The organism is Kitasatospora sp. NPDC127111 (assembly GCF_042677465.1).
GTDB lineage: Bacteria > Actinomycetota > Actinomycetes > Streptomycetales > Streptomycetaceae > Kitasatospora.
In genome coordinates this window covers 19,423-43,907 of record NZ_JBHXTG010000053.1, presented here as the reverse complement: position 1 = coordinate 43,907, position 24,485 = coordinate 19,423, and the positions used below count along the sequence as shown (strand labels likewise).

Below are 24,485 nucleotides of genomic sequence, written 5' to 3'. Positions count from 1 at the left end.
CGCGCGGCCGGGCGGCCACCGGCCGCCCCGCACCGGCTCGATGTCGATCATCTGCCGGGCAGGTCCCCGGACCCCGCGGCCATGACGAAGCGCGGCCGCCGTACCGAGGCGCTGGTGTGGCCGGTCGTGGCGGCCGGGCTGGTCGGCTGGGCCTGGACGGCGACCGGCGCGTACGGCGCCGACGGGACGCGGTCCGCGGCGGGGAGCACGTACCCCCTCGGACTGACCGCCGGCCACGACGGCGACGCGTGGTGCTGACCGCATCGCCCGCCCGCTGAGTCCGGCGGGCGGACCGGGGCGGCGTCCAGGGACGCGGCGGGACCGGTCGTCCGTGACGCGCCGGAGCGCCCGGGGACCCTTCGGGTGCGGGCGGAGCACCACGTTCGACGGCGACGCCCCCGCACTACCGCGGCGTGAGGCCGTGGCCGGTCGTCACGCCGGGCCGCTCCAGTCGAAGGGGAAGTGCTTGCTCGACCGTCCGGAGCGGTCCCAGGTGAAGCCGAAGGCGTCCGCGTGGTCGGTGGTGGCCCGCCCCCAGGTGGCGACCTGCCCCGGCCCGACCTCGGCGCCCGGAGCGTTGTGGAGCTGGACCCGCGCGCCCTCCGGCGTGGTCGGCCCGGTGAGCGCCTCGGCACTCGCCCGCACCCGCCCGGGCACCTCGGCGCTCCAGGTGGCCAGGTCGTCGTCGACGCTCACGTGAACGGGCGCGAACTCCATCCCCCGCATCTCGGCCCCGAACATCTCGCCGAACTCCGCGGGCCAGCCGCCCGCCTGCCCGCCGAAGACGGCTCCCAGCGCGGTCCGCTGCTGCTCGTCGGCACGCTCGTCCAGGAAGACGGCGGCGTACGGTTCGGTGTGCTCACGGGCCCACACGTTGCCCACGAAGGAACCGAGCATCAGGACGTTGAGGCCGTCCAGGCGTACGTCGCCGTAGTTGCCCTCACGGATCCGCCAGACCAGGACGCCGTCGCAGTCACCGAAGGTCGGGGGCTGGGCGAACGAGCAGGGGCACGGGATGGTGCACTTGCAGGTGTCGAACCAGTCGCCGGCAAGGTGCCAGCGCGTGCTTGCGGGCGCGGCTTGCTCGGTCATCTCGCTTCGCTTCCCTCGCGCCGGCCCGCGGGCCGGCCGGTTCCGGGAGACCGCTGCCCCGAGTCCACTTCCCGGGATCCCGAAGCGGCCTCCCCTCCAGCCTGCCGCCCCCGCGCCGGGAGGGGAAGACCGGGCGGGCGACTTCGTCGTGAACGACGACGCCGCCGACCGCGTCGCCGGTCACCGTCGGCCGTTTCACATCGACATGTCACTCGGTGTGAGTCCGGGCAGCAGCCAGTCCTGGAACGGCGCCAGCACCGCCAGCACCAGGAACGCCACCCCGGCCACCCGGGCCAGCTGCGGGCCGCGCGTCCACAGCTTCTCCAGGAAGATCAGCAGGGCGATCGCGGCCATCGCCGCCACGTTCATCACGCCGAGCGGCACCAGCACCACCATCAGTGCCCAGCAGCAGCCGACGCAGTAGCCGCCGTGGTGCACGCCCACCCGGAGGTCCCGCGCCGGCGCGCGGAAGGACGCATAGCGCATCAGCTGCGCCATCGGGCTGCGGCAGTGCCGCAGGCACACGTACTTCAGCGGCCCCAGCTGGTACAGCCCGGCCAGTGCGAACGCCGCCGCGCCGATCCACTTCCCGGCCTGCGGGTCGCGGTCGACCAGATCACCGGTGAGCGCCAGCCCGCCGTACGCCAGCAACCCGAACGCCGTCCACGCCAGCAGGTAGCCGCCGAGGAACTCGGTGGTGCGCACCGCCCTGGTCCAGCCGCTCGACTGCCGGGCGATCCCGCGCGCCCACGTCACCGCCACCGGAGCCACCGAGGGCAGCATCATCGCCGCCATCATCGCCAGCCACAGCAGCAGGAAGAGCGGCAGCGCCATCCCCATCGTGCCCGGCTCGATCCCCATGTCCCGGGCCTGCCCGACGGTGATCACCCAGGCCAGCGCCGCGATCACCACGATCAGGCCCCACGCCAGGGCCAGATCCCTCCTGGGCATCAACACCCCGCTGCGCAGCGGCTGCTTCTCCATCGTGACGGTACGCATCGTGCTCTCCTGCCTGGTCCTTCCAGGACAGCACACCCGCGCCGAGGACGGCACACCGGCCGGCGCCGGCGGGGCTTCCGGTGACCGCGCTCGTCCTCAGGAACCATCCGTGCGGACGACGAACGCAGCCTCGGCACCGGCGTCGTCGGTGCCGGAGCCGGCCGGCGCGCGGGCGCCGGTGCCGTCATTCCGGTGAGCCGGCGTCGTCCTCGTGGCGGATCCGGACGGCCTCCTCCTCGGCGGACAGTCCGGCCTCGTCCCCCGGGGCGTCGCCGCGGAAGTCGCTGCGGGGATCGGTCAGGACGAGCCGGCCGGCGGCCTCCTCGGGCGGTCCGGCCACCGCGGTCTCCTCGTCGACCTCCGGTTCCTCCTGGGCGAGGCGATCGTCCAGGGCCTCCCCCCGGGCCTGCTCGGCGCCGGTGGTGCCGAAGGACTCCACGGCCACCGGGGCGTCGCCGGGAACGGCCTGCCGCTGCGGGTCCCCGGATCAGTCCTGGGCGGGAGAGCCGTCCTGCAGGTCGGGGATGCCCTCGTCCTCGGGTGCGGCCCCCGGGTCGTGGCCGCCGGGCGGCTCCGGGGCCGGCTGCTGCTCCAGTGCTGCCTCGGGTTCGATGTGCCTCGCCAGCGGGCTCGGCTCGTCGGCGTGCTGCCACCGCCGCACCGCGTCCGGGTCACCGGCCGCGTCGCGGGGGACGGCGGTTCCGGTCGGCGCGTCGACGTCGACCGGCGGCGCGTGGCCCGTGCGCGCGTACTGCTCGCCGGGCTGGACGCCGGGGGCCGGGCCCTCGGCGATCTCCGGCTGCTGTTCGGCGCTTCCGGCGACGTTCGCGGTTCCGCCCTTGCCGATCGGCGACGGCTCCCGCTCGGGCCCGGGCTCCCCGTCCGGGCGCTCCCGCTCCGCGCGCTCGTGCCCGGCGGTGTCCGCCGGACCGGTGGCGCCGCCCATGTCGTGCAGCGGGCGGCCGCGCGGCTCCTGCTTCGTCCTCGTCGCGGACTTGTGCTTCATGACGGTCCTCCCTGGCCGTGCCGTGGAGTGCGTTCCCGCATCCACGCGGGGACGGCGGGCGGGCGGCCGGTGTCGGACCCGGCGCCTCCCACGGCGGACTCGACCACCTCCGCGTCTGCCCGGCGATCGCCGGACGAATCCGCCGCGGCACCGGACCGGATGAACCGCGGCGCACCGGGTAGGCGCCCGGTAGAGGCGGGGTGGTGACCGCCCTGCCGTGGGGGCCGGTGCCGACCGCGGGAGGAAGTGGGAGAGGATGCGGTTCCGAGACCGCCGTCATGCGGGCCGGGAGCTCGCCGAACGGCTGCTGCAGTCTCCCGGCCTCCGGCGCTCGGCCGACCCGATCGTGCTGGCCCTGCCGCGCGGCGGGGTCCCGGTCGCGGTGGAGGTCGCCCGCGCGCTCGGTGCGCCGCTGGACGTCCTGGTCGTCCACAAGATCGGCGCGCCGGGGCAGCCCGAGGCCGGGATCGGTGCCGTCGTCGGCGACGACCCGCCGGTGTTCGACCGGCGCGTGCTGAAGATCCTCGGCATCACCGCGGACCGGCCCGCCGGTGACCTGGCACGCGAGCGGGCGGAACTGCACCGCCGCGAGGACCTCTACCGCCAGGGCCGTCCCCCGCCGCGGCTGGCGGGCCGAACGGTCGTCCTGGTCGACGACGGCCTGGCCACCGGCGTCACCGCGCGCGCCGCGCTGCGCCGGGTGCGCGGTGAGCGGCCCGCCCGGCTCATCCTCGCCGTGCCGGTGTGCGACGCCCGCTCCGCCGGTGAGCTCCGCGACGACGTCGACGAACTCGTCTGCCTCTCCGCGCACCGCTACCTCCACGCGATCGGGCCCTGGTACGAGGACTTCCGCCAGGTCCCCGACCACGAGGTGACCGACGCCCTCCGCAGCCTCCACGCCGTCGACCGGGCGGCCCGGCAACAGGCGTGAGCCGAGGCCCCGGGCGTGGCGGTGCCGTTCGCGGCCCCGCCCGACCGCGAGCGGCCCTGCTACCGGGGCCCGAGCGGCGTCAGGACGCCAGGACCACCGTGGTGCTGGCGGGCGCCGTGCCCGGAGTGGCGGCGGGCGGGGTGGCCGCGGCGAGGCGGCGGTGTTCCTGGGGCGTGAGGCCGCGGACGCGTTTGAAGGCGGCGCTGAGGGCGAAGGCGTTGCTGTAGCCGACGCGGCGGGCGACCGAGGCGACGGTGTGCCCGGGGTCGCGGAGCAGGTCGGCGGCGAGGGCCAGCCGCCAGGTGGCCAGGTAGGCCATCGGGGGTTCGCCGACCAGGGTGGTGAAGCGGCGGGCCAGCCCGGCGCGCGAGACGCCGACCTCGGAGGCCAGTGCGGCGACCGTCCACGCACGGGCCGGGTCGTCGTGCATCAGGCGCAGGACCGGGCCGACCACGGGGTCGTGCTGGGCGCGGTACCAGGCGGGGGCGCCGCTGTCCGGGGTGGCGAGCCAACTGCGCAGCACGCCGACGACGAGGAGGTCGAGCAGGCGGTCCAGGACGAGCTCCTGGCCGGGCTCGTCGCGGGTCGTCTCGGTGGTCAGCAGCCGGACGAGGGTGTCCTCGGTGGCGGCGGCGTCCGTACCGGCCGGGCGGACGAGCAGGGTCGGCAGGTGGTCCAACAGGCGTCGGCCGATCTCGTGTTCGGCCTGGTAGGTGCCGGACAGCAGGACGGTGGGGTGCTCGTCGCCGGGGCGGACCTCGCCCCAGGTACGGACCCCGACCATCGACCCGGAGAGGTCCACGCCGTCGCGCGAGCACACCTGGCCCGGGCCGATCACCACGTCGACCGGGGTGTCCGGGGTGTCGGCCAGCACGTACGGCTCGGGTCCGCGCGCGATCGCCACGTCGCCGGGCCGCAGCAGCAGCGGGGAGCCGCCCGCGGGCACGATCCAGGCCTCGCCCCGGACCACGGTGATCACCGACAGCGGCGCCCCGTCCTCGATCCGCAGCGACCACGGCGGGGTGAGGATCGAGCGGAGCAGGAAGGCGCCCCGGGCCTTGGGGCCGTCGAGCAGGCCGGTGAGCGTGTCCATGGGGTAAGCGTAGACGCCTGGACATGGCTTGACGGACCGTCATTTGAGAAGGTCTTGATTGCCGGACGGGCCTCGTCCGGCGTTACGGGGGATGATCGGCGCAGCGGTGCCGCGGGCGTGGTGCCGCGGCGGAGCCGCCGGTCGGAGAGGGGATGCACCCGATGGAACTGTCGCGTGTGGTCGTGCTCGTGACCGCCACCATCACCACCGGACTGAGCGCGGGACTGTTCTACGCGTACGCGTGCTCGGTGATGCCGGGCCTGCGCGGGACGGAGGACCGGACGTTCATCGACGTGATGCAGCGCATCAACGTGGCCATCCTGAACGGGTGGTTCCTGCTGAGCTTCGTCGGGGCCCTGGTGACCACGGCGGCGGTGGTGGCGCTGCACCTGCCGGCCGACGGGCACGACGTGCTGCCGCCGGCGGTGGCGGCGCTGGTCTTCTACTCGGCGTCGCTGGTGGTGACGCGGGTGATCAACCTTCCGCTGAACGACGCCCTGGCGGCCGCCGGCGAGCCCGGGCGGATCGCGGACCCGGCGTCGGTGCGCGGCCGCTTCGAGGCGCGCTGGGTGCGGTGGAACGTGGCGCGGGCGCTGCTCTGCACGGCGGCGCTCGGGTGCCTGTGCTGGGCCCTGGTGGTGCACGGCGACGCGGCCCACTGAGCCGCCTCCCCCGCCCGCGCCGGACCGGGCGGGGGGCTCCGGGGACGTCGATCCCCGCCACGGTCCGGCAGGACCTCTGGTGCCCGGGGCCCCCGGCGGCGTTCAGTGCGCCGCCGGGGGCCTCGGGCGTGCCCGCGGCGCGGGGCGTGCCGGACGGGGCGTCGGCCGCACGGGCGGCGTCGGGGGCTTGTCGCGCAGGGGTGCCAGTTCACGGCCGAGGGTGGCGATGTCCAGGGCGATGCGACGGGCGATCTCACCCGGACCGGCGCCGGCCGGCAGTCGTCGGCTCCAGGAGCGGGCGTGCGCCGGACCGTCGTGCGTCATGTGGAAGTTCAGCCGCAGCGCCTCGCCCACGTCCACCAGGCTGATCAGGACGTGCGTGTCGGACAGGTCTATGGTCACCTCGTTGCCGATGCACGAACAGCCGACGAGATCGCCGATCTCCTCCTCCGCTAGGTACTTGGCGAGTTGGATCGCCTTCCCCTCCACGCGGAACGGTCGCATTACGGGATCCACGATGGCCGTCGCCCCCTTCCCCGGTGGTGGTAGTGGTAGGCCGCCATGATTCTAGGACCCACCCGTTCGGGCCAAGTCACCGGCACCACAGGGGACTTGGCCGACAGCACGAGGGGGCGCAGAGGGCGCACGACCCCGCCCGCCCGGAGCGACCGGGCGGGCGGGGTGGTGGGAGCGGGTGCGCCCAGGTGGGGCCGGGTGCGCCGGTTCAGCGCGTGGCGCGGGCGTGCGCGAGCAGGGCGCGGACCAGCGCGGCCAGACCCGCCGTGCAGAGCGCGGTCCGCAGCATGTTGGTGGCCACCCAGGTGGACTCGAACCGGTCGCGCACGGCCGCGAAGTCCTGGATCCGCGCCGGGTCGCCCGCCCGGGCCAGCTCGTTGTTGAGCGGGATGTTGACCGCCATGGTGACGATCAGCGCGGCCACGTAGAGCAGGGTCGCGGCACCGGCCCAGAAGGCGGCGCTGCGGCGCCCGGCGCGGTACTGGAGGTGGGCGGCGACACCGGTGACGGCGAACGCGCCGGCGAAGACCAGGAAGAAGACACCGTTCTCGATCGCCTTGTTGATGTTCTGCATCGCCGTGACGTACGTCCGGTCGTCGCCCTTGGCCAGGCCCGGCATCACGGACACGTCGAAGGCGAAGAACAGACCCGCCATCAGGCCCATCGCCACGGTGGCGACGGCGAGCAGCGGGCCGGCCGCGCGGCTGTGGCCACCGGCGGTCGCGGGGGCGGCGGTCGCGGCGGTGGAGGTCGCGGTGGTGGAGGTCGCGGCGGCGTGGGCGGTGCTCTGGTCGTGGCGCATCGGGCTTCCTTCGGTCGTCCGGTCCGGCAGGCGGCGAACGGCGAGCCGGGCATCGGGGAGCGGCAGTTCGGCGGTGCGAGCAGGTGCGGCGGCGCGGCAGGTGCGGTGGCACGAGCTGTGCGGCGGCACGAGCGGTGCGGGCGGTGCGGCGGCAGGCGGGGCCCCGGGCCCGAGCGGGATTCCCGGGGGCCCGGGGCCCGGGGCCCGGGGCGAAAGATACGGCAGGTGCGGCAACTGCGCCTCAGGCGTTCCACACGCCGGTGGCGGCCGCGGCGCGCGCGAACTCGGCGAAGTCCCTGGGCTCGCGCCCCAGCGCCCGCCGGACGCCGTCCGACAGGTGGGCGTTGCGGCCGTCGAGGATCAGCGTGAAGAGGTCGGCGAAGTCGCCCGGCAGCCCGGCCGCGGTCAGCACCGCCCGGTACTCCTCCACGCTCACCGCCGTGAACCGGATCGCGCGCCCGGTGGCCGCCGACAGCTCGGCCGCGACGTCGGCGAAGGAGAGCAGCCGCGGCCCGGTCAGCTCGTACACCTCACCGTGATGGCCGTCCTCGGTCAGCGCGGCGACCGCGACGTCCGCGATGTCGTCCGCGTCCACGAACGGCTCCACGGCGGTCCCGGTCGGCAGCGCCAACTCACCGTCCAGGACGGGGTCGAGGAAGAAGCTCTCGTCGAAGTTCTGGTTGAACCACGCGCAGCGCACGACGGTCCAGCCCGTGCCGGCCTCCCGCACCGCCTCCTCGGCGGCCCGCGCGGCCTCCTCGCCCCGGCCGGACAGCAGGACCAGCCGTTCCACGCCGGCCTTGGCCGCCAGCCGGGCGAAGGCGCCGACCGTCTCGACCGCCCCCGGGAACGCGAGGTCCGGGTAGTAGGAGAGGTACGCCGCGCCGACGCCCTCCAGGGCGGGCGCCCAGGTGCTCCGGTCGTCCCAGTCGAACGGGACGGGGGCGGTGCGCGAGCCGGTCCGGACCGCCCGGCCGCGGGCGGTCAGCCGCTCGACGACGCGCCGGCCGGTCTTGCCCGTGCCGCCGGTCACCAGGACCAGCGGGCCGGCCGGAGCCGGGCCGGCGACGGGGCCGAGAGCGGGGGCGGGGGCGGGGACGACGGGGTGCTGCTGCGCGTTCTGCGTGTCATCGGTCATGGCAACCAGTCAATTCCCTGCGGGGCGGCCGGGCCATGGCCGAGGAGCTCAGCTCCATATGCACGCGTCTACGAGGTCCGCGCGGCGCCGAACGGGCCGGGTCAGAGCTCGTACTGGTACGGGGTCATGGTGGTGAGGGCGGCGAAGCCCAGACGTTCGAGGATCGGCCGGCTCTGGTCGGAGGCGTCGACCCGGAGGTACTCGTACCCGAGGTCGGCCGCGATCCGCGCGCGGTGGGCGACCAGCGCCCGGTAGACGCCGCGCCCCCGCCAGTCCTCCAGGGTGCCGCCGCCCCAGAGGCCGGCGAAGCCCGTGCCGGGGTGCAGCTCCATCCGGGCCGAGCAGACCGGGATCTCGCGACCGTCCTGGTGGGCGATCGCCAGGTGGACGCGGAAGGTCTCCGGGGTCGCGGCCAGCTGGGCCAGGATGCGGCGACCCAGCCGGGTGCCGTCGGTGCCGAACGCCGCCTCGTGGACGGCGACGACCTGCGCCACGCCGGCCTCGTCGGTGACCTCGCGCAGTTCGACGCCGGCCGGCGCCCGCGTCCCCTCCGTCCGGCGGACCAGGTCGGCGACCTCGGCGACCAGCAGGGTCTCGGGCTCGTCAGCGGTGAAGCCCGCCGCGACCAGCCGGTCGGCGAGGTCGGCCGGGCGGTCGTGGCCGTACAGCGTCCACTCGAAGTCCTGGCCGAGCCCGGTGTAGTGACGCACCTGCTCGGCGATCGCCGCGTCCGCCGTCCCGGCGTCGAGGTCCGACCAGAGGATGCCGTTCCAGACGCTCTCCGGTCCGCTCTGGCGCACCACGTGCGGCGTGTGCTCGATCCGGGCGGCGGGCGTCCCGGGCTCGGCCCCGCGACGCATCCGGGTGTCCAGCAGGGCGAGCAACTCGTCATGATCAGTGTTCATGCGCGTACTCCATCACCGCCCTGACGTGCGGCGCAATCACAATTCGGAGTGCACCGCAGGTCAGTGGCCCGCGGTTCGGCGGCGCGTCGGCGATCGCGGTCACCGACGGGTGGCGGCCACCACCGTCGCGTCGCGGTCCTCGCACCGGTGCAGGGCGGCGTCCAGCCCCGCCGAGCCGGCGACGGCGAGCGCCGCCGGGGCCTGCCGCTCGCTGGTCTCGAACAGCAGCGACCCGCCCGGCGCCAGCCACCGCGGCGCCTCCCCCGCCACCCGGCGCAGCACGTCCAGGCCGTCCGCGCCGCCGTCCAGCGCGGGCCGCGCCTCGTGCACGCGGGCCTCGGTCGGCAACAGCGCGATGTCGCCGGTGGGCACGTACGGGACGTTGGCCAGCAGCACGTCCACCCGGCCGCGCAGGGCGGTGGGCAGCGGGTCGAACAGGTCGCCCTGGAACACCCGGCCGCCGACACCGGCCAGGTTCCGGCGGGCGCAGCGGACGGCGGCCGCGTCGACGTCCGCCGCGTACACCTCGGCCGGCCGGCCGACCACGGCGGCCAGTGCGGCCGCGAGGGCGCCGCTGCCGCAGCACAGGTCGACCACGAGCGCGCCCTCGGGCGTCAGGCCGGCCGCCGTCTCGACCAGGAACTCGCTGCGGCGCCGGGGCACGAAGACGCCCGCTTCCACCGCGATCCGCAGCCCGCCGAACTCGGCCCAGCCGACCACGTGCTCCAGCGGCCGCCCCTGGGCACGGGAGCGGACCATCGCGGCCAGCTCCGCGGGCGTGGCCGCGGCTTCCAGCAGGATGCGCGCCTCGTCCTCGGCGAACACGCACCCGGCCGCGCGCAGGCGTGAGGCCACCGACGAACGCAGCATTGAAGAAGAGAAAACAGACAACGGGAGAACCCCTCGAAAGACAGGCGAAGAAAGGAACCATCCGCCAGGGCTCCCCGAGGGGCCGTCACCGAACGGGCCCGCCACCGTCAGGGGTGGCGCGGCACGCCGTCACGGCCGGTCCCGGGGAGCACCCGCTCCGACACACCGGAAATGGGTCTCACCTCCCCGAGTCCACGCTTGCATTCGGCGCCGCCACCCTATCGCACGCGGGCTGGCCGCCCGGGGACCGAGCTGGTATCCAGGGGCGATGACGACCACCAGCGGCTCCGGCAAGCCGCCCTTCGACGCCGTGCTGTGCGACATCGACGGCGTGATCCGCTTCTTCGACCACCGCGAGACCGGCCGTCTCGAAGCGGCCGCCGGCCTGTCCGAGGGCGCCACCGCGCGGATCGCGTTCGACGCGGAGCTCGGGGAGCGGCTCGTCCTCGGCCGGCTCACCCGCGACGAGTGGACGCGGGCGGTCACCGACCGGCTCACCGCCGCCGGCGTCGCGGCGCCCGGTGCCGCCGGACTGGCCGCCGCCTTCACCCGGGCGCCGGCGCGGGCCGACGTCGCCGTCGTCGACCTGCTCCGCCGGGCCCGGCGGCACTGCCCGGTCCTGCTCGTCACCAACGCCACCGCGTGGCTGGACGAGGACCTCGCCGCGCTCGGCCTCGCCGACCTCGCGGACGCGGTCGTCAACAGCTCCCGGGTGGGCGCGGCCAAGCCCGACCCGCGGATCTACCACCTCGCGGCGGAGCGGGCCGGCACCACTCCCGGCCGCTGCCTCTTCGTGGACGACCGCCCCGAGAACGTGGCGGCCGCCGCCCGCCTCGGCATGACCGCCGTGCTCCACCGCTCCCCCGCCGACCTGTGCCGAGCCCTCGCCCCCCTGCTCGGTCCGGAGCCCGAGGAGGGGGACGAGGCCCGCTGAGCCCGTTCCGTCGGACGCCCCCGGGAGACCGTCCGTCCCCGGCGGTCCGTCCCCGGCCGGACGCCGTCGGCCGGGGGCCGGCGAGCGGAGAGCGACGAACCGCCGCCGGGGCCCTCAGGCGAGGTGTTCGGCGACCAGCTCGGCGAACTCCTCCGGGGTGAGGATGCGGATGCCGAGCTCCTCCGCCTTGGCGCGCTTGGAGCCCGCCTTCTCGCCGGCCACCAGGAGGCCGGTGCGCTTGGAGACGGAGGAGGACGCCTTGCCGCCGGCGCGTTCGATCAGCTCGTTCATCTCGTTGCGGGACAGCTCGCCGAGCGGGCCCGTCATCGCGCCCGTGACCACGACGCTCCGGCCCGCCAACGCCCCGGCGGACGCGCCGCCCGCCGCACCCTCCGCGGCCGCGTCGGTAGTGGTCGCGGCGGCGGCCGGCGCGGTCACCGCGGTGCCCACGCCCTGGGCCGCGAGCCGGTCCAACAGACCGGCCACGTCGGCGAGTTCGGCGACGATGACGGCCGCCTTCTCGACCCCGATGCCGTCCACCCCGGCCAGCGCCTCGGCGTCGGCGGCCCGGATCGCCGCCATGCTGCCGAAGTACGCCGCTATCCGGCGCGACATCGTCCGGCCGGTGCCACGGATGCCGAGGGCGCAGAACACCCGGTTCAGCGGCTGGGAGCGGGCGGTCTCGATGGCGGCGAGCAGGTTGTCGGCACTGGTGTCGCCCATCCGGTCCAGGGTGAGCAGCTGCTCGCGGGTGAGGGTGAAGAGGTCGGCGAGGTCGGCGACCAGCCCGGCCTCGACCAGCTGGACGGCCCGGGTGCCGCCGAGCCCCTCGATGTCCAGCTGGTCGCGCCCGGCGGCGTAGATGATCGAGGCGACGGCCTGGCAGCCGCGGCCGCGCACGCAGCGCCAGCGCTGCTCGGAGGTGTCGATGGCGTCGCCGCAGCGCGGGCAGGACCGCGGGAACTCGATCGGCTGCTCGGCGCCGGTGCGCTCGTCCACCAGCGGCGCCTCGACGCGCGGGATGACGTCGCCGGCGCGGTAGACGAACACCTGGTCGCCGAGCATCAGGCCGCGGCGCTCGATGTCCGCCGGGTTGTGCAGGGTGGCGTAGGTGACGGTGACGCCGTCGATGACCACCGGCTCCAGGACGGCGCGGGGCGCGATGATGCCCGTCCGCCCGACGTTCCACTCGACCCCGAGCAGCCTGGTCACCTTGTGCTGGGCCTGCAGTTTGCGGGCGACCGCCCAGCGCGGGGCCCGGGAGCCGGAGCCGGCCTCCTCCTGGTCGGCGACCGCGTCGGCCTTCACCACCACCCCGTCGATGCCGAACGGCAGCGCGGCGCGCAGCGCGGCGATCTCGTCGATCCGCTGCCGGACCTCGTCCAGCGTGGTGCAGCGCCGCGGGTCGGCGGCGGTGGCGGCCGCGGTGCCCGCGCCGAGGCCGGCGAGCCGGGCCAGCAGCTCGGTGTGGCCGAGGCCGGGCAGGCCGACGGCGCTGTAGGCGAAGAAGGTGAGCTCGATCCGGTACGGGCGGTCCTTGGCGCGCAGGGTGCCCGCGGCGCCGCTGCGCGGGTGGGCGAACGGGGTGGCGCCGTGCTCGGTGCGGACGGCGTTGGCGTGCTCGAACTGCTCCTGGGTGAGCAGGACCTCGCCGCGCAGCTCGACGTCGACCGGCTCGGTGAGCCGCTCGGGCAGGCCGAGGACGGCGTCGGCGGCGTGGGTGATGTCCTCTCCGGCCAGGCCGTCGCCGCGGGTCAGCAGCTGGGTGAGCCGGCCGGCCCGGTAGCGGGCGGCGACGGCGAGGCCGTCGAGCTTCGGCTCCACGCACCAGGCCGCGACCGGCCGGCCCAGCCGCCGTTCCAGGCCGGCCGCCCAGGACTCCAGCTCCTCCGCCGAGAACACGTTGTCCAGCGAGAGCATCGGCACCGAGTGCGGGACGTCGCCCACCACCGCACCGCCGGCCACCTTGCCGGTCGGCGAGTCCGGGAGGACCTCCCCGGGGTGCTCGGCCTCGTACGCCTCGATGGCGCGCACCAGGGCGTCGTACTCGTCGTCGCCGAGCGGGGTGGAGCCGTCGGCGTAGTACGCCGCGGCGGCCCGTACGGCGGTGGCGACGGCGTCGGCGTAGGCGTCCGGAGACGCCAGGGCAGCGGGAGAGGCCATGGTGGCTGCGTCCTTCATACCGCCCATCATCGCGCCCGCCACTGACAATCGGGCCGGGGCGCCGGGTCGCGGGAGGCGGCGGAACCGCAGGTCGGCGGCCCGGACGGCGCCCGGCGGCGGCCTGGGCGGCCGGGCCGCCGGGTGCCGGAGCGGGCCGTCAGGTCGCGTAGCCGAGCACCGCCATCATGCCGCTCTCCGCGTGGAACAGGTTGTGGCAGTGGAGCATCCACTGGCCCGGATTGCCGGCGTCGAAGTCGACGGCGAGGCTGCTCCTCGGCAGCACGATCGCGGTGTCCTTGCGCGGACCGCCCCCGGGCAGCTCGAACGTGTGGCCGTGCAGGTGGACGGGGTGCCACATCGCCGAGGAGTTGGTGAGCACCAGCCGGACCCGTTCGCCCTGCCGCACCAGGTGGCGCTGCGAGGGATCGTACGGCCGGCCGTCGAAGGCCCAGTTGAAGTCCGCCACCCGGCCGGTGAGCCGCAGCGGCAGGGTCCGGTCCGGGTCCTTCGCCGGGAGGCGGACGGCCGCGCCGGCGCTGAGCTGGGCGGAGGTCACCAGCTTCCCGGACAGCTCGCCGACGCGGACGGCGGGGGGCGGGGCGGCGCCGTTGCCGGTGCGCAGCACGGCGAGGGCGGTGGCGTCCTTGCCCTCGGCGAGGGCGGTCAGCGGGAAGACCCCGTCCCCCGCGGTCACCAGGACGTCGTAGCGCTCGCCCATGCCGATCAGCAGCGCCTGGGTGGTGGTGTGCTCGACCGGGAAGCCGTCGGTGTGGGTGACGGTCAGCTCGTGGCCGCCGAGCGCGACCCGGAAGGCGGTGTCGGCGCCGGCGTTGACGATCCGGATGCGGATGCGGTCGCCCGGCCTGGCGGTGAAGGTCTCCGGACTGTCGGCGGTGCGACCGTTGATCAGGTAGTACGGATAGACGACGTGGCCGGCCTCGCCGCCCAGCAGTTCGCTGGTCATTCCCGTTCCCACCCGGGAGGGGCCCGGGGGTGCGGCCCCCGGCGCGCCGCTGGTGCCGTGCTCCCCGTGCTCTCCGTGGGCGCCGCCGGAACTCCTGGTGAGCTCGGCCAGCACGTCGTCGGGCGTACTGCCGTCGACGCCGTCGAGCCAGTCGTCCAGCACCACCACCCACTCCTTGTCGTAGCGGAGGGGCTCGTGGGGGTCGTCGACGATCAGGGCCCCGTAGAGTCCGCGGTCGAGCTGGACGCCGGTGTGCGGGTGGAACCAGTACGTCCCGGGGTTGGTGATCGCGAAGCGGTACTCGAAGGAGGCGCCGGGCTCGACCGGGTCCTGGGTCAGGCCCGGCACGCCGTCCATGTCGTTGCGCAGCTCCAGGCCGTGCCAGTGCATCGTCGTGGCCCGGGGCAGGTGGTTGGCGAGGGTGAGGGCGAGGGTGTCGCCGGCGGTGACCCGGATCTCCGGGCCGGGCAACCGGTCGCCGTAGGCCCAGGAGGTGACGCTGCGTCCGCCGAGGTCGAGCCGGGTCTCCGCGGCGAGGAGCCGCACCCGGCGTTCGGGGCCCGGGTGCCGCCTGGCCTCGGCGGCGGCGACCTCCGCGGTCTGGGACGCGGGGTGGTCGCCGGCGGGGGGCGACGCCTGCTCGCCGCGGGGGCCGGTGCGGTCCGCGCCGCTCGTCCGGTCCGAGCAGGCGGCGAGCAGGCCGCTGCCGACGGTGGCCACGGCGGCGCCGAGGAGGGCGCGGCGGGTGGGTGTGCGCATGGTCGAGTGCACCTCGTCATCGGTGTGCTGGCGTGGTGGGGAGTCGCATGCCGGCGGCACGGTGACGGCGCACGGTCCTCGTACGGCGCGGCACCGACGACCGGGCAGGACGTCCGGCCACCGGAACGGTGGGGAGGGCGGGGCGGCGGCCGGCCGCTCGGTGCCGACGCCCCGAAGGTCGTGGCACGGGCCCGGACCGGGTGCGTGCCGCCGTCAGCCGTGAAGGCCGACGGCGCCGGTCGTGGCGGTGGCCGCCCGGGCTATGTGCGGCGGGGTGGCCGGGGGCGGGCAGACCGCCGGGGGCGCTCCACCGGTGATCATCCGGCCCGGGCGTCCGTCGCGGCGGCGCCGCGGGCGGCCCGGTGCGCCGCCGGGCTCCCACCGGGGGCTCACGTGGCGGGAGAGCGGCACGGTCGGCTCGGCCATGTCCAGGGCTCTCCTTCCGTGCTTCCCACGCCGGGCGGTTCCACGGGCAGCCTCTCCTTGTCGGACCCGCATGACAAGGACCGAAAGGCCCGGGTGCCGGAGCCGGTCCGGCGGTCCTCGGCCAGGCGGCCTCCGGGTGCCTCCCGTGCCGGCCGGTCGGCGCCCCGCCGAGCGGCTCGGCCGTGATGGCGCGGAGCCGGTCGGTCGCGGTCGGCGGGCTCACCCACCCGGCGTAGCCCCGGTGCGGGCGATTCCGGGGCGGCGGGCGCCTCCGGGGCGTCGGTGCGTTCGCCGCGCGGACCGCCGGTGGCCGGACGGACGGCCCGGTAGCCGGACGGACCGGCGGTGGCCGGTGGACCGACGGTAGCCGGGCGCCGGCCGGTGGCCTAGGATCCGGAACCACATATTGGTCTGAACCATTTCAGGTGGACGCGGACGGGGGACATGCCGATGGACGACGGCGCACGGCCTGCGCACGGGCGGCTCGCGAACGGGCGGCCGGAGGACGGCCGGCTCGCGAACGGGCGGCCGGAGGACGAGGCGGTCGAGGTCCGCTTCGAGGGGCTCCCGCACGGCACCGGCCCGGCGACGTGGGGACAGCGGACGATCTGGGCACCGATCTCCTGGTACGCCCCGGACGACCACTACTTCAACATCGCGCTGCCCGTGGAGCTGCGCCACCCCGTCGAGCCGGCCGCCTTCGGCGCGGCGGTGCGGGCGCTGCTGGAACGGCACGAATCGCTCCGCACGCTCTACCGCACCGGCCCCGACGGCGCGCTGGACCAACTGTTGCAAGGCGCCGGCCTGCTGCGCGTCCGGCTGGTCCGGGCGCCGGACGGCGAACCGCTGCCCGCCGTCCTGGAGCGGCTCGCCGCGCAGGACCGGGCCGTCCGGTTCCAGCTGCTCGCGGACCCCGCACCGGCGGCACCGGCCGACGGCCCCGACGGAGACGGCCTGCCGGTGCGGGTCAGTGCCGTCCTGGTGGACGGGCTGGTCGCCGGGGCCGTGCTCACCGTCGCCCACATCGCCGCCGACGGCACCGGCGCCCAGGTGGTCCGGGACGACCTGCGCCGCCTCCTCGCCCAGCAGCGCCGCCGCCCGGGCACCCTGCCGCCCCCGGTGCCGGGCCGGCAGCCGAGGGAACAGGCCGCGTACGAGGCGGGCCCGCAGGCCACCGCCCGGAGCGCGGCGGCCGTCGCCCTCTGGAGCCGACAGCTCGCCGGGATCCCGGCCTCGCTCTGGCCCGCGGAGGCCGGCCCCGGCGAGCCCGAGCGGTGGTGGGAGGGCGGGCTGGTCTGTCCCCGGCTCGACCTGGCGAGCCGGGCCGCCGCGGTGCGCACCGGCACCTCCGCCAGCGCCGTCGTGCTGGCGGCCGTCGGCCTGGAACTGGGCGCGCGCACGGGGGCCGCGGCGGTGCCGCTGAAAGTGATCCTCGGCAACCGGGTGAGCGAGCCCCAGCGCACGGCGGTCGGCGCCTTCGCCCAGAACGGGCTGGTCGTCCTCGGCACGGCGGGCGGCTTCGACGACCTCGCCCGGCAGGCCTGGCGGGCCCAGCTGCAGACCTCCCGGCACGGGCACTACGACCCGGGGGCGCTCGCGGCGGCCGTACTCGCGGAGGAGAAGCGGCGCGGCACCGGGATCGACCTCAACGCGCTCTTCAACGACCACCGCGAGCCGGAGCGCCCGTCCGTCGGCGGCCAGCTGGCCGAGCCGGGGGCGCCGGAGGAGGCTCCGGCCGGGCGGTTCGGTTGGCGGTCGCGGTGGGCGCGGCAGGACAGCAAGTTCTTCTTCGGCCTGGCGCACCGGGACGGCGAGGCGGTCGCCACCCTCCTGGTGGACACCCGGTACTTCCCGGCGGACGGGGTGGAGCCGTTCCTGCGCGCCGTCGAGGACCGGGTGACGGCCGCCGCGGCGGGCTGAGCCCGGCACCGCTCCCCCGCACCGGTCCCCCGGTGTGGCGGACACCCGGCGTGCTGGACACGCCGAGGCCCCCGGACTCGCCCGAGGGCGGCCCGGGGGCCGTCACGCCGCCGCTCCGACGCTCAGCCCGGGGCGCCCCCCGCCTGTTCCGCGATGCCGTGGCCGGCCACCAGGTGTTCGGCGAGCGCGCTGAGACTGCGCAGGAAGTCACCGTCCCCGTCGAGGTCGAGGAACACCTCGTAGCGGGTCTCCACCGCGTCCACCAGGCGCAGTTGGACGAGCGAGCCGATGCCGAGGGCGACGAACGGCGTGTCGGCGGCGGCCAGCAGCTCGGCGGCGGTCAGCTCGCCGTCGCTGGCCTCGGAGACGATGCCGGCGAGCGCGGCCAGCAGGCCGGTCCCCCGCCCGGTGTCCAACTGGTCGGTCATGTCAGCTCCTTGACGGCCTCGGCGATCTCGGCCACGGTCGGGGTGTCGAAGAAGACGTCGAGGTCGATCTCCACGCCGAACGACTTGCGGATCCGGGCGGCGATCTGGATGAACACCAGCGAGTGGGCGCCGAGGTCGAACAGGTCCTCGTCCCCGCCGATGTCCGCGATGCCGAGCACGTCCGAGCAGATCTCCGCGAGCTCGGCCGCGACCGGATCGAGCGGGTCGACCGGGGTGACCGGGTCGAGCGGGGCCGCCGCGACGGAGCAGGGCCCCGGTTCGGCCGGTGGTCCCGCCGCAGGACCGACGTCGCCGGGCGCGGGCAGGGCTCGGCGGTCGAGCTTGCCGTTGGGGGTGAGCGGCATCGCGGCCAGCGGCACGAACAGCTGCGGCACCATGAAGCCGGGCAGCGTCCGCCGCAGGTGCTCGCGCAGCTCGGCGGGGGCCGGCGGTTCCGTGGCCGACGGGTCGATCACCAGGTGGGCGAGCAGGCGCGGCTCACCGGCGGCGTCCTGGTCGACGGTGACGGCGGCCTCGCCGACGGCCGGGTGGTCGAGCAGCCGGGCCTCGATCTCGCCGAGCTCGATCCGGTGCCCGCGGATCTTGACCTGGTGGTCGACCCGCCCGAGGAAGTCGAGCTCGCCCCCCGCCGTCCAGGCGGCCAGGTCGCCGGTCCGGTAGAGCCGGGAGCCGGGTGGTCCGAACGGGTCCTCGACGAAGCGCTCGGCGGTCAGCTCGGGCCGGCCGAGGTAGCCGTGGGCGACGCCGTCCCCGCCCAGGTACAGCTCGCCGGCGACGCCGACGGGCAGCGGGCGGCGGTGCGGATCGAGCACGTAGGCGCGGGTGTTGGCGATCGGGCGGCCGATGCCCACCGACTCCGCCTCGGCCGGGATCTCCGCGCAGGTCGACCAGACGGTGGTCTCGGTGGGCCCGTACACGTTGAACAGCCGTGCGGTGCGCGCCCGCAGCTCGCGGGCGAGCGGCAGCGGCAGCGCCTCACCGCCGACCAGGCCGGTGACGGCGGCCACGCCGGTGCCGGCGGCCGGGCCCTGGTCCGCGGCCGAGCCCTGGTCCGCGGCCGGGTCCGCGGCCGGGTCCGGGTCCGCGCTCGCACCGGTCAGGATCACCCGCCAGCCGGAGGGCGTGGCCTGGACGTGGGTGACGCCCTCGCGGCGGATCAGGGCGTTCAGGCCCGGGCCGTCCAGCGCGAGCCCGTCCGGCGCGAGCACCAGCCGCCCGCCGGTGACCAGCGGCAGGTAGAGCTCCAGACCGGAGATGTCGAAGGAGAGCGAGGTGAGGCCGAGCCACACGTCGTCCGCGCCGGAGCCGAGCCGGTCGGCGAACGAGCTGAGCAGGTTGACCAGGGCCCGGTGCCCGACCTCGACGCCCTTGGGCACACCGGTCGAACCGGAGGTGTAGAGGACGTACGCGCGGTCCTGCGGGCCGGGGGCGGTGGTCGGCTCGAACGCGGCCCCGGGGCTCACCGGCTCGTCCAGCCGCAGCACCACGGGTGCGGCGGCCGCCACCTCGGGAGCCAGGTCACCGTCGGTGAGCAGCAGGGCGGCGCCGGAGTCGGCGAGGACGAAGGCCAGCCGGTCGGCGGGGTAACCGGGGTCGAGCGGGAGGTAGCCGGCCCCGGTGCGGAGGACGGCGAGCAGGGCCACCGGGAGCCGGGAGGTGCGGTCGAGGTGGAGCGCGACCAGGGAGCCGGCGCCGATGCCCAGCGCGGCCAGCCGGCCCGCCAGTTCGACGGACCGTTCGCGCAGTTCGCGGTAGTCGAGGGTGGCGTCGGCGGCGGTGACGGCGACGGCCCGCGGGGCGGCCTCGGCCTGCGCGTCGAACAGGTCGACGACGGTGCGGTCCGCCGGGTAGCGGCGGGCGGTGTCGTTCCACGCCTCGGTGACCAGGTGGAGCTCGTCGGCGCCGAGCAGCGGCAGGGCGTCGACGGGGGTGGCCGGGTCGGCGATCGCGGCGCCGAGCAGGGTCTCGAAGTGTCCGGCGATCCGCTGCGCCGCCTCGGGGGCCAGGACGGACGGGTCGTACTGAAGGCTGAGCCGGCAGCCGTCGGGGTCGTCGACCACCTGGATGTGCAGGGTGTTGCGCGCGGTCCGGTTGAACAGCATCCGGTCGACGCGGGCTTCGGTGCCGGTGAAGGCCGGCTCCCCCGCCTGACCGGGCATGACCGCCCCGCCGGGAGTGGCCGCCCCGCCGGGAGTGACCGCCCCGCCGGGAGTGACCGCCCCGCCGGGAGTGACCGCCCCGCCGGGAGTGACCGCCTGGCCGCCGGTGCGGCGCCGGTAGCCGAAGGAGACCGGGGTGAGGCCGACGCGCGGGGTGAGCCCGCCGACGGCGGCGCCGAGCGGCACCGTCCGGAACCGGTACAGCTCGCGCAGCCCGGCCCGGACGGCGGTGGCGAACCCGGCGAAGCCTCCGGCCGGCTCGCCGTCGGCCGGCGCGTGGTGCGGCAGCTCGTTGACGAACAGGCCGATCTCGCCGGCCAGTTCGGGCGTCCGGGTGGAGAGCGGCAGGGACACCGGGGTGTCGGTGTTGCCGTAGCGGCGGAGCAGCGCGTGCACGGCGGTCAGCAGGAACTCGAAGGTGGTCACCCCGCAGGCGCGGGCGGCCGCGCCGAGCGCGGCGGCGTCCAGTGTGCGGGTGACGGCCTCGCCGGGGCCGGCGCCGTGCGCCGTCCGGCGGACGCCGGGCAGCAGCACGTCGGCGGAGTCGGACCAACGCGGGCCGAACCAGTCGGCGGCCTCCCGGACCAGCGCCTCGTCCGGTGCGGGCGCGCTCGGGAAGCGGCGGGTGCCCGTGGTGGGTGCCGGCGTGCCGGCGACCAGGGCGTTGTAGGCCGTGGCCAGGTCGGCGACCAGGACGTCCTTGGAGATGCCGTCGAACACGGCGTGGTGGGCGACGACCAGCAGGTCAGCGCGCCCGTCGGGGCCGTGGACGAGGCTGAAGCGGGCGAGCGGGCCGGTGGCCAGGTCGAACGGCCGGAGGGTCTCCTCGGCGAGCAGCTCGGCCGGGCCGCCTGGGCCGCCTGCGCCGCCGGAGCCGTCCAAGCTGCCGGAGCCGCCGGCGGCCGCGTCGAGCTCGGTGACGGCGAAACCGGCTGCGGCGGGCTGGAGTTCGAGCCGGCCCTCGTGCTCGACCAGCCTCGCGCGCAGCGCCGGGTGCCGCTCGACGACGGCGGCGCAGGCGGCGATCAGGGCGGCGGTGTCCACCCGGTCGAAGGTGATCAGCAGCGGCAGGTGGAAGCCGGTACGGGCGGCGCCGAGGCGTTCGGTGAGCCAGATGCCCTGCTGGGCGAGGGACGCGGGGACGGCTGCGGCCGCGTCCGTGATCGGCCTCGGTTCCGGGATGTGCTCAGGCATCGACAACTCGCTTCAGGGTCGGGTCGGGAGGTTGCCACGGGGAGAGGGAGGCGCGAGGCACGCCGCGGCGGCCCGGGTGACGGCGGATCCGGGCGACGGCGGGTGGGCCCGGCGCACCCGGAGGTGAGCGGCGGCGGGGAGCCGCCGGCCGCGCGGCGGCCCGGTCAGGCCGGAGCGGCGAGCAGTTCACGCACGGCGCGCTTGAGCGGCTTGCCGCCCTCGTTGCGCGGCAGTGCCTCCAGGGTGGTGATCCGGGTGGGGATCTCGTGTGCGGCGAGCCGGGCGGCGAGGAAGGCGCGGAAGTCCGCCGGGTCGAAGGCGGCGCCGGAGGTCGGGACGACGGCCGCCGCCACGCTCATCCCGAGCACGGGGTGCGGGAGGCCGACCACGGCCACCTCGGCGACCGCCGGGTGCTCCAGCGCGGCGGCCTCGACCTGGAGCGTGGAGACCTTGAACGCGCCGGACTTGATGACGTCGGACTCGCGGTCCACCAGGTGCAGGTAGCCGTCCTCGTCCAGGAAGCCGACGTCGCCCATCCGCACCCAGCCGGTCCGGAAGACGGCGGCGCCGGCCTCGGCGTCACGGTAGTACGCGCGCTGGGCCCCGGGGGTCCTCAGGTGGACGTCCCCGGTGTCCCCCGCCGGCAGTGGGCGGCCGTCGGGCCCGGCCACCATCACGCCGCCGCGGGCGGCGAGGCCGAGCGCGGTGGGCCGGGCCGGGTCGTAGACCATCGCGGTCTGCGCGGGCGCGGCTTCGGTGGAGGTGTAGTAGTTGACCACGGTGGCGTTCGGGAACGCTTCGGTCAGCGCGGTGGCCACGGTGGGCGGCAGGGCGGCCGCGGTCGAGCCGAGCAGCCGGACCGAGGTGAGGTCGAAGCGGGTGTGCACCCCGGCGTTCAGCAGTTCGGCGGCCATCGCCGGGACCACGAAGACGCTGCCGACCCCGCGCTGTTCGATCAGCCGGGCGAAGCGACCCGGGGTGAAGCGGGTCGCCACCAGGGCGGCCGGATGCGCGTCCAGGGCGTTGACCAGCATGGTCTGGCCGGCGTTGGTGCCGACCGCGAAGGAGTGCAGGAACTCCTCGGAGTGGGCCAGCGGCCGGTGCCGGGCGCCCGGCCGGGTGCCGTGCACCACGTTGCCGTGGGCGGCCAGTACGCCCTTGGGACGGCCGGTGGTACCGGAGGTGTAGAGCAGTTGGGCGAGCGCGTCCGGTCCGACCTGCGGCAGCGGGCCGGCCTCCGCCGCGTCCGCGGTGACCGCCAGGGACTCGGCCTCGGCCTCGACGGCGAGTTCGGCCGCGGTGGTGGTCCACCAGGGCCCGGCGGGGACGGCGGCGGCCGGGCCGGCGATCAGACCGGCCGCCTCGCAGTGACCGAGCACGTAGGCGACCGCCTCGGCCGGCAGCCGGTCCGAGACCGGCACGGCGACGGCGCCGGCCCGGGTCACCGCGCAGTAGTGGACGGCGAAGTCCGGCCAGTCGCGCAGGCCGAACAGCAGGCCCACCCGGTCACCGGGGCGGATCCCCCGCCGGACCAGCGCGACGGCGACCGCGGTCGACCGCTCCCGCCACTGGGCGAAGGTCAGCCGCTGCCCGTCGTCGGTGCTGATCGCCGTCCGGTCGGGCTGCGCCGCCGCCCGCAGGTCCAGCAGGCCGTGCACGGTGTGGCCGCGAGCTCCGTGACGGGCCGCCGCCCCGGCGCGCGGCCGCGCGGTTGCCCCGGACGACCCCGCGGAGTCTTCGATGTCGCCAACGGCAACTCTGCGCATGGAACTTGACACTCTCCCCGTTGCCCCTCCAGGTCAGCTCCGAACACCTCTCGATGGGGTATTGGTCCAGACCTGGCTGAGAGATTGGCATAGACCAACTAGGGGGTCAAGGATTCTCGTGGATCTTCCCGCCGGGGGCGGCCTCCAGGCCGACCGACGCCCGCCCCGGCTTTCTCAACCAAATGGTTGTACAAGCGGGCGGAGCGGCGTAGCGTTGTTCTCAACCACATGGTTGAGGAAGAGCAGGGGTGCACGCCGTGGCCGTCGACCAGCTGTCCCGGGCGTTCGTCGCCCTCGCCGATCCGACGCGGCGCGACATCGTCGCCCGCCTCTCGGTGCGCGACGCCACCGTCGGGGAGCTGGCGGAGTCGTACGCCATGTCGATGCAGGCCGTGTCCAAGCACCTCAAGGTGCTGGAGGAGGCGGGGCTCGTGAGCCGCAGCCGCGACGCGCAGCGCCGGCCCTGTCACCTCGAACCGCAGGCCCTCGATCTGATGACGACCTGGATCGAGCGGTACCGGCAGCGGGCCGAGCACCGGTTCCGCCGCCTGGACGCCGTCCTCGCGGCGATGGACGACCGGGACGACGCCACGGCCACCGGATCCGCCCGGGTCACCGCGGCGGCCGAGACCCCCGAGGCCCCCACGTCCAGCGCGGCCGCCGAGTCCACCGTGGCCGCTTCCGAACAGGGCGCCCCGCCCAGCAGCAATCCTCCCGAGTAGAGCCAAGGAGCACCGTCATGACCTCCACCCATCACCACGAGACCCGGATCGACGCGGACCCGGCCCTGCCCACCATCCGGATCGTGCGCGAGTTCGACGCCCCGCCCGAGCGCGTCTTCCGGGCCTGGACCGACCCCGAGCTGGTCACCCGGTGGCTCGGCCCCGAGGGCCTCACGATGAAGATCGACGTCTGGGAGGCCCGCACCGGCGGCCGCTACCGCTACTCGGCCCTGTCCGAGGGCGCGACCATCGCCTCCTTCTACGGCTCCTTCCACGAGGTCCGGCCGAACAGCCGGCTCGTGCAGACCTTCACCTACGAGGGCGAACCGGACGGCGTCTTCCTCGAGACCATGCTCTTCGAGCCGCTCGGAGCTGGACGCACCCGGATCACCGGGCTCTCGGTGACCGACACGATCGCCGCCCGCGACGCCCTGATCGCCAGCGGCATGGAACGCGGCGTGGTCGAGGGCTACGCGAAGCTGGACGCCCTGCTCGCCGCCGACTGAGCCCCTTCCCGCCCGCCCTCAGGCCCCGTTGAGGAGAGCACGGCGACCGCCTCGACCTCGACCAGCTGGTCGGCGTACCCCAGCACCGAGACGCCCAACAGGGTGCTGGGGACGTCGTGACTCCCCAGGTACGAGCGGTAGACCTCCCAGACCTTGACGAGGTCGCTCTGCTCGGCGGAGGCGACGTACACCGTGGTCCGGACGAGGTCGGTGAGCGCGGCGCCCTCGCCCTCCAGCACGGCTATCAGGTTCCGCATCACCTGGTGGGCCTGGCCCTCGTGGTCACCGACCGCGACCGTCCGCCCCTCGGCGTCGAGCGGGCAGGCGCCGGCCAGCCAGAGCGAGCGGACGGGGGCGTCGACGGCCGCGCCGTAGGCGTAGTCCACCGCCTGGGTGAGCCGGTGGTTGCGGATCAGCCGGACAGCGCTGCTCATGGGGCACTCCCAAGGTCGAACGGTCGTGTGCGCCTCATCGTTGGCGACCCCTGAGCACCCGTCAAACCATTTACC

At 75.7% G+C, this 24,485-nt stretch carries 23 protein-coding genes; 7 read left to right on the top strand and 16 right to left on the bottom strand.

The window, feature by feature from the left end; genetic code table 11:
- The first annotated feature begins 81 nt into the window (after positions 1–81).
- On the top strand, positions 82–258 hold the full coding sequence (locus tag ACFVHB_RS27455) for a hypothetical protein (protein WP_380327558.1): 177 nt from the start codon (positions 82–84) through the stop codon (positions 256–258).
- A gap of 174 nt (positions 259–432) precedes the next feature.
- Here ACFVHB_RS27455 and ACFVHB_RS27450 read toward each other — a convergent pair whose 3' ends face one another.
- The 4 genes from ACFVHB_RS27450 to ACFVHB_RS27435 all read right to left on the bottom strand — a co-directional run bounded on the left by ACFVHB_RS27450 (position 433) and on the right by ACFVHB_RS27435 (position 3,097).
- Positions 433–1,092 carry a DUF1326 domain-containing protein gene (locus ACFVHB_RS27450; RefSeq protein WP_380327556.1) on the bottom strand — a complete coding sequence of 220 codons (660 nt, stop codon included), beginning with the start codon at positions 1,090–1,092 and terminating at the stop codon, positions 433–435.
- Between the two features lie 195 nt (positions 1,093–1,287).
- Complete coding sequence (locus ACFVHB_RS27445) at positions 1,288–2,091, bottom strand: DUF2182 domain-containing protein (RefSeq protein ID WP_380327554.1); 804 nt, start codon at positions 2,089–2,091, stop codon at positions 1,288–1,290.
- A 184-nt stretch (positions 2,092–2,275) separates the two neighbouring features.
- Positions 2,276–2,536, bottom strand: a complete 261-nt coding sequence (locus tag ACFVHB_RS27440; protein WP_380327552.1) for a hypothetical protein — start codon at positions 2,534–2,536, stop codon at positions 2,276–2,278.
- Between the two features lie 42 nt (positions 2,537–2,578).
- A complete protein-coding gene (locus ACFVHB_RS27435) occupies positions 2,579–3,097 on the bottom strand; it encodes a hypothetical protein (RefSeq protein WP_380327550.1) in 519 nt (172 codons plus the stop codon).
- Between the two features lie 256 nt (positions 3,098–3,353).
- On the opposite strand from ACFVHB_RS27435, the gene ACFVHB_RS27430 reads away from it, so the two are divergent.
- The gene (locus tag ACFVHB_RS27430) at positions 3,354–4,028 is read left to right on the top strand and encodes a phosphoribosyltransferase (protein WP_380327548.1); all 675 of its coding nucleotides are present in this window, start codon (positions 3,354–3,356) and stop codon (positions 4,026–4,028) included.
- Between the two features lie 79 nt (positions 4,029–4,107).
- Here the strand turns inward: ACFVHB_RS27430 and ACFVHB_RS27425 are convergent, their stop codons facing one another.
- On the bottom strand, positions 4,108–5,121 hold the full coding sequence (locus tag ACFVHB_RS27425; RefSeq protein ID WP_380327546.1) for an AraC family transcriptional regulator: 1,014 nt from the start codon (positions 5,119–5,121) through the stop codon (positions 4,108–4,110).
- Between the two features lie 161 nt (positions 5,122–5,282).
- Between ACFVHB_RS27425 and ACFVHB_RS27420 the strand changes: the two genes are divergently transcribed.
- The gene (locus ACFVHB_RS27420; protein ID WP_380327544.1) at positions 5,283–5,783 is read left to right on the top strand and encodes a DUF1772 domain-containing protein; all 501 of its coding nucleotides are present in this window, start codon (positions 5,283–5,285) and stop codon (positions 5,781–5,783) included.
- 102 nt (positions 5,784–5,885) lie between these two features.
- Here the strand turns inward: ACFVHB_RS27420 and ACFVHB_RS27415 are convergent, their stop codons facing one another.
- The 5 genes from ACFVHB_RS27415 to ACFVHB_RS27395 all read right to left on the bottom strand — a co-directional run bounded on the left by ACFVHB_RS27415 (position 5,886) and on the right by ACFVHB_RS27395 (position 10,014).
- Positions 5,886–6,287: a hypothetical protein gene (locus ACFVHB_RS27415; RefSeq protein ID WP_380327542.1), complete on the bottom strand. Its 402-nt coding sequence runs from the start codon at positions 6,285–6,287 to the stop codon at positions 5,886–5,888.
- A 220-nt stretch (positions 6,288–6,507) separates the two neighbouring features.
- Positions 6,508–7,101: a DUF1772 domain-containing protein gene (locus ACFVHB_RS27410; RefSeq protein WP_380327540.1), complete on the bottom strand. Its 594-nt coding sequence runs from the start codon at positions 7,099–7,101 to the stop codon at positions 6,508–6,510.
- Between the two features lie 241 nt (positions 7,102–7,342).
- Complete coding sequence (locus tag ACFVHB_RS27405) at positions 7,343–8,239, bottom strand: NAD(P)H-binding protein (RefSeq protein ID WP_380327538.1); 897 nt, start codon at positions 8,237–8,239, stop codon at positions 7,343–7,345.
- A 101-nt stretch (positions 8,240–8,340) separates the two neighbouring features.
- The gene (locus ACFVHB_RS27400; protein WP_380327536.1) at positions 8,341–9,144 is read right to left on the bottom strand and encodes a GNAT family N-acetyltransferase; all 804 of its coding nucleotides are present in this window, start codon (positions 9,142–9,144) and stop codon (positions 8,341–8,343) included.
- 99 nt (positions 9,145–9,243) lie between these two features.
- A complete protein-coding gene (locus ACFVHB_RS27395; protein WP_380327534.1) occupies positions 9,244–10,014 on the bottom strand; it encodes a putative protein N(5)-glutamine methyltransferase in 771 nt (256 codons plus the stop codon).
- A gap of 268 nt (positions 10,015–10,282) precedes the next feature.
- On the opposite strand from ACFVHB_RS27395, the gene ACFVHB_RS27390 reads away from it, so the two are divergent.
- Positions 10,283–10,948, top strand: a complete 666-nt coding sequence (locus ACFVHB_RS27390; protein WP_380327532.1) for an HAD-IA family hydrolase — start codon at positions 10,283–10,285, stop codon at positions 10,946–10,948.
- A gap of 114 nt (positions 10,949–11,062) precedes the next feature.
- Here the strand turns inward: ACFVHB_RS27390 and ligA are convergent, their stop codons facing one another.
- Together ligA and ACFVHB_RS27380 are read right to left on the bottom strand one after the other, a co-directional pair.
- Positions 11,063–13,129, bottom strand: a complete 2,067-nt coding sequence (gene ligA / locus ACFVHB_RS27385; protein ID WP_380327530.1) for an NAD-dependent DNA ligase LigA — start codon at positions 13,127–13,129, stop codon at positions 11,063–11,065.
- 139 nt (positions 13,130–13,268) lie between these two features.
- Positions 13,269–14,834, bottom strand: coding sequence for a multicopper oxidase family protein (locus tag ACFVHB_RS27380; RefSeq protein ID WP_380327528.1), 1,566 nt, complete (start codon positions 14,832–14,834; stop codon positions 13,269–13,271).
- 876 nt (positions 14,835–15,710) lie between these two features.
- On the opposite strand from ACFVHB_RS27380, the gene ACFVHB_RS27375 reads away from it, so the two are divergent.
- Positions 15,711–17,180 (top strand): hypothetical protein, encoded by a 1,470-nt coding sequence (locus ACFVHB_RS27375; protein ID WP_380327526.1) that lies wholly within the window; start codon positions 15,711–15,713, stop codon positions 17,178–17,180.
- A gap of 122 nt (positions 17,181–17,302) precedes the next feature.
- On the opposite strand, the gene ACFVHB_RS27370 is transcribed toward ACFVHB_RS27375, so the two are convergent.
- The 3 genes from ACFVHB_RS27370 to ACFVHB_RS27360 form a co-directional block, all read right to left on the bottom strand.
- A complete protein-coding gene (locus tag ACFVHB_RS27370) occupies positions 17,303–17,608 on the bottom strand; it encodes an acyl carrier protein (protein WP_380327524.1) in 306 nt (101 codons plus the stop codon).
- Positions 17,605–20,982, bottom strand: coding sequence for an amino acid adenylation domain-containing protein (locus ACFVHB_RS27365; protein WP_380327522.1), 3,378 nt, complete (start codon positions 20,980–20,982; stop codon positions 17,605–17,607). The genes ACFVHB_RS27370 and ACFVHB_RS27365 overlap by 4 nt, the downstream gene beginning before the upstream one ends.
- A 164-nt stretch (positions 20,983–21,146) precedes the next feature.
- Positions 21,147–22,640, bottom strand: a complete 1,494-nt coding sequence (locus ACFVHB_RS27360; RefSeq protein ID WP_380327520.1) for a class I adenylate-forming enzyme family protein — start codon at positions 22,638–22,640, stop codon at positions 21,147–21,149.
- A gap of 356 nt (positions 22,641–22,996) precedes the next feature.
- Here ACFVHB_RS27360 and ACFVHB_RS27355 point away from each other — a divergent pair, with 356 nt between their 5' ends.
- Together ACFVHB_RS27355 and ACFVHB_RS27350 are read left to right on the top strand one after the other, a co-directional pair.
- A complete protein-coding gene (locus ACFVHB_RS27355) occupies positions 22,997–23,470 on the top strand; it encodes an ArsR/SmtB family transcription factor (protein ID WP_380327519.1) in 474 nt (157 codons plus the stop codon).
- A gap of 17 nt (positions 23,471–23,487) precedes the next feature.
- Positions 23,488–23,976, top strand: a complete 489-nt coding sequence (locus ACFVHB_RS27350) for an SRPBCC family protein (protein ID WP_380327518.1) — start codon at positions 23,488–23,490, stop codon at positions 23,974–23,976.
- On the opposite strand, the gene ACFVHB_RS27345 is transcribed toward ACFVHB_RS27350, so the two are convergent.
- Positions 23,940–24,410, bottom strand: coding sequence for a RidA family protein (locus tag ACFVHB_RS27345; RefSeq protein WP_380327516.1), 471 nt, complete (start codon positions 24,408–24,410; stop codon positions 23,940–23,942). The two genes, ACFVHB_RS27350 and ACFVHB_RS27345, sit on opposite strands and share 37 nt — an antisense overlap.
- Positions 24,411–24,485: the final 75 nt, after the last annotated feature.

Excerpts from the sequence above, each read along its gene's own strand:
- ACFVHB_RS27455 (WP_380327558.1), top strand. The coding sequence starts at position 82 with ATGACGAAGCGCGGCCGCCGTACCGAGGCGCTGGTGTGGCCGGTCGTG.
- ACFVHB_RS27450 (WP_380327556.1), bottom strand. The coding sequence starts at position 1,092 with ATGACCGAGCAAGCCGCGCCCGCAAGCACGCGCTGGCACCTTGCCGGC.
- ACFVHB_RS27445 (WP_380327554.1), bottom strand. The coding sequence starts at position 2,091 with ATGCGTACCGTCACGATGGAGAAGCAGCCGCTGCGCAGCGGGGTGTTG.
- ACFVHB_RS27435 (WP_380327550.1), bottom strand. The coding sequence starts at position 3,097 with ATGAAGCACAAGTCCGCGACGAGGACGAAGCAGGAGCCGCGCGGCCGC.
- ACFVHB_RS27430 (WP_380327548.1), top strand. The coding sequence starts at position 3,354 with ATGCGGTTCCGAGACCGCCGTCATGCGGGCCGGGAGCTCGCCGAACGG.
- ACFVHB_RS27425 (WP_380327546.1), bottom strand. The coding sequence starts at position 5,121 with ATGGACACGCTCACCGGCCTGCTCGACGGCCCCAAGGCCCGGGGCGCC.
- ACFVHB_RS27420 (WP_380327544.1), top strand. The coding sequence starts at position 5,283 with ATGGAACTGTCGCGTGTGGTCGTGCTCGTGACCGCCACCATCACCACC.
- ACFVHB_RS27415 (WP_380327542.1), bottom strand. The coding sequence starts at position 6,287 with ATGCGACCGTTCCGCGTGGAGGGGAAGGCGATCCAACTCGCCAAGTAC.
- ACFVHB_RS27410 (WP_380327540.1), bottom strand. The coding sequence starts at position 7,101 with ATGCGCCACGACCAGAGCACCGCCCACGCCGCCGCGACCTCCACCACC.
- ACFVHB_RS27405 (WP_380327538.1), bottom strand. The coding sequence starts at position 8,239 with ATGACCGATGACACGCAGAACGCGCAGCAGCACCCCGTCGTCCCCGCC.
- ACFVHB_RS27400 (WP_380327536.1), bottom strand. The coding sequence starts at position 9,144 with ATGAACACTGATCATGACGAGTTGCTCGCCCTGCTGGACACCCGGATG.
- ACFVHB_RS27395 (WP_380327534.1), bottom strand. The coding sequence starts at position 10,014 with ATGCTGCGTTCGTCGGTGGCCTCACGCCTGCGCGCGGCCGGGTGCGTG.
- ACFVHB_RS27390 (WP_380327532.1), top strand. The coding sequence starts at position 10,283 with ATGACGACCACCAGCGGCTCCGGCAAGCCGCCCTTCGACGCCGTGCTG.
- ligA (WP_380327530.1), bottom strand. The coding sequence starts at position 13,129 with ATGAAGGACGCAGCCACCATGGCCTCTCCCGCTGCCCTGGCGTCTCCG.
- ACFVHB_RS27380 (WP_380327528.1), bottom strand. The coding sequence starts at position 14,834 with ATGCGCACACCCACCCGCCGCGCCCTCCTCGGCGCCGCCGTGGCCACC.
- ACFVHB_RS27375 (WP_380327526.1), top strand. The coding sequence starts at position 15,711 with ATGGACGACGGCGCACGGCCTGCGCACGGGCGGCTCGCGAACGGGCGG.
- ACFVHB_RS27370 (WP_380327524.1), bottom strand. The coding sequence starts at position 17,608 with ATGACCGACCAGTTGGACACCGGGCGGGGGACCGGCCTGCTGGCCGCG.
- ACFVHB_RS27365 (WP_380327522.1), bottom strand. The coding sequence starts at position 20,982 with ATGCCTGAGCACATCCCGGAACCGAGGCCGATCACGGACGCGGCCGCA.
- ACFVHB_RS27350 (WP_380327518.1), top strand. The coding sequence starts at position 23,488 with ATGACCTCCACCCATCACCACGAGACCCGGATCGACGCGGACCCGGCC.
- ACFVHB_RS27345 (WP_380327516.1), bottom strand. The coding sequence starts at position 24,410 with ATGAGCAGCGCTGTCCGGCTGATCCGCAACCACCGGCTCACCCAGGCG.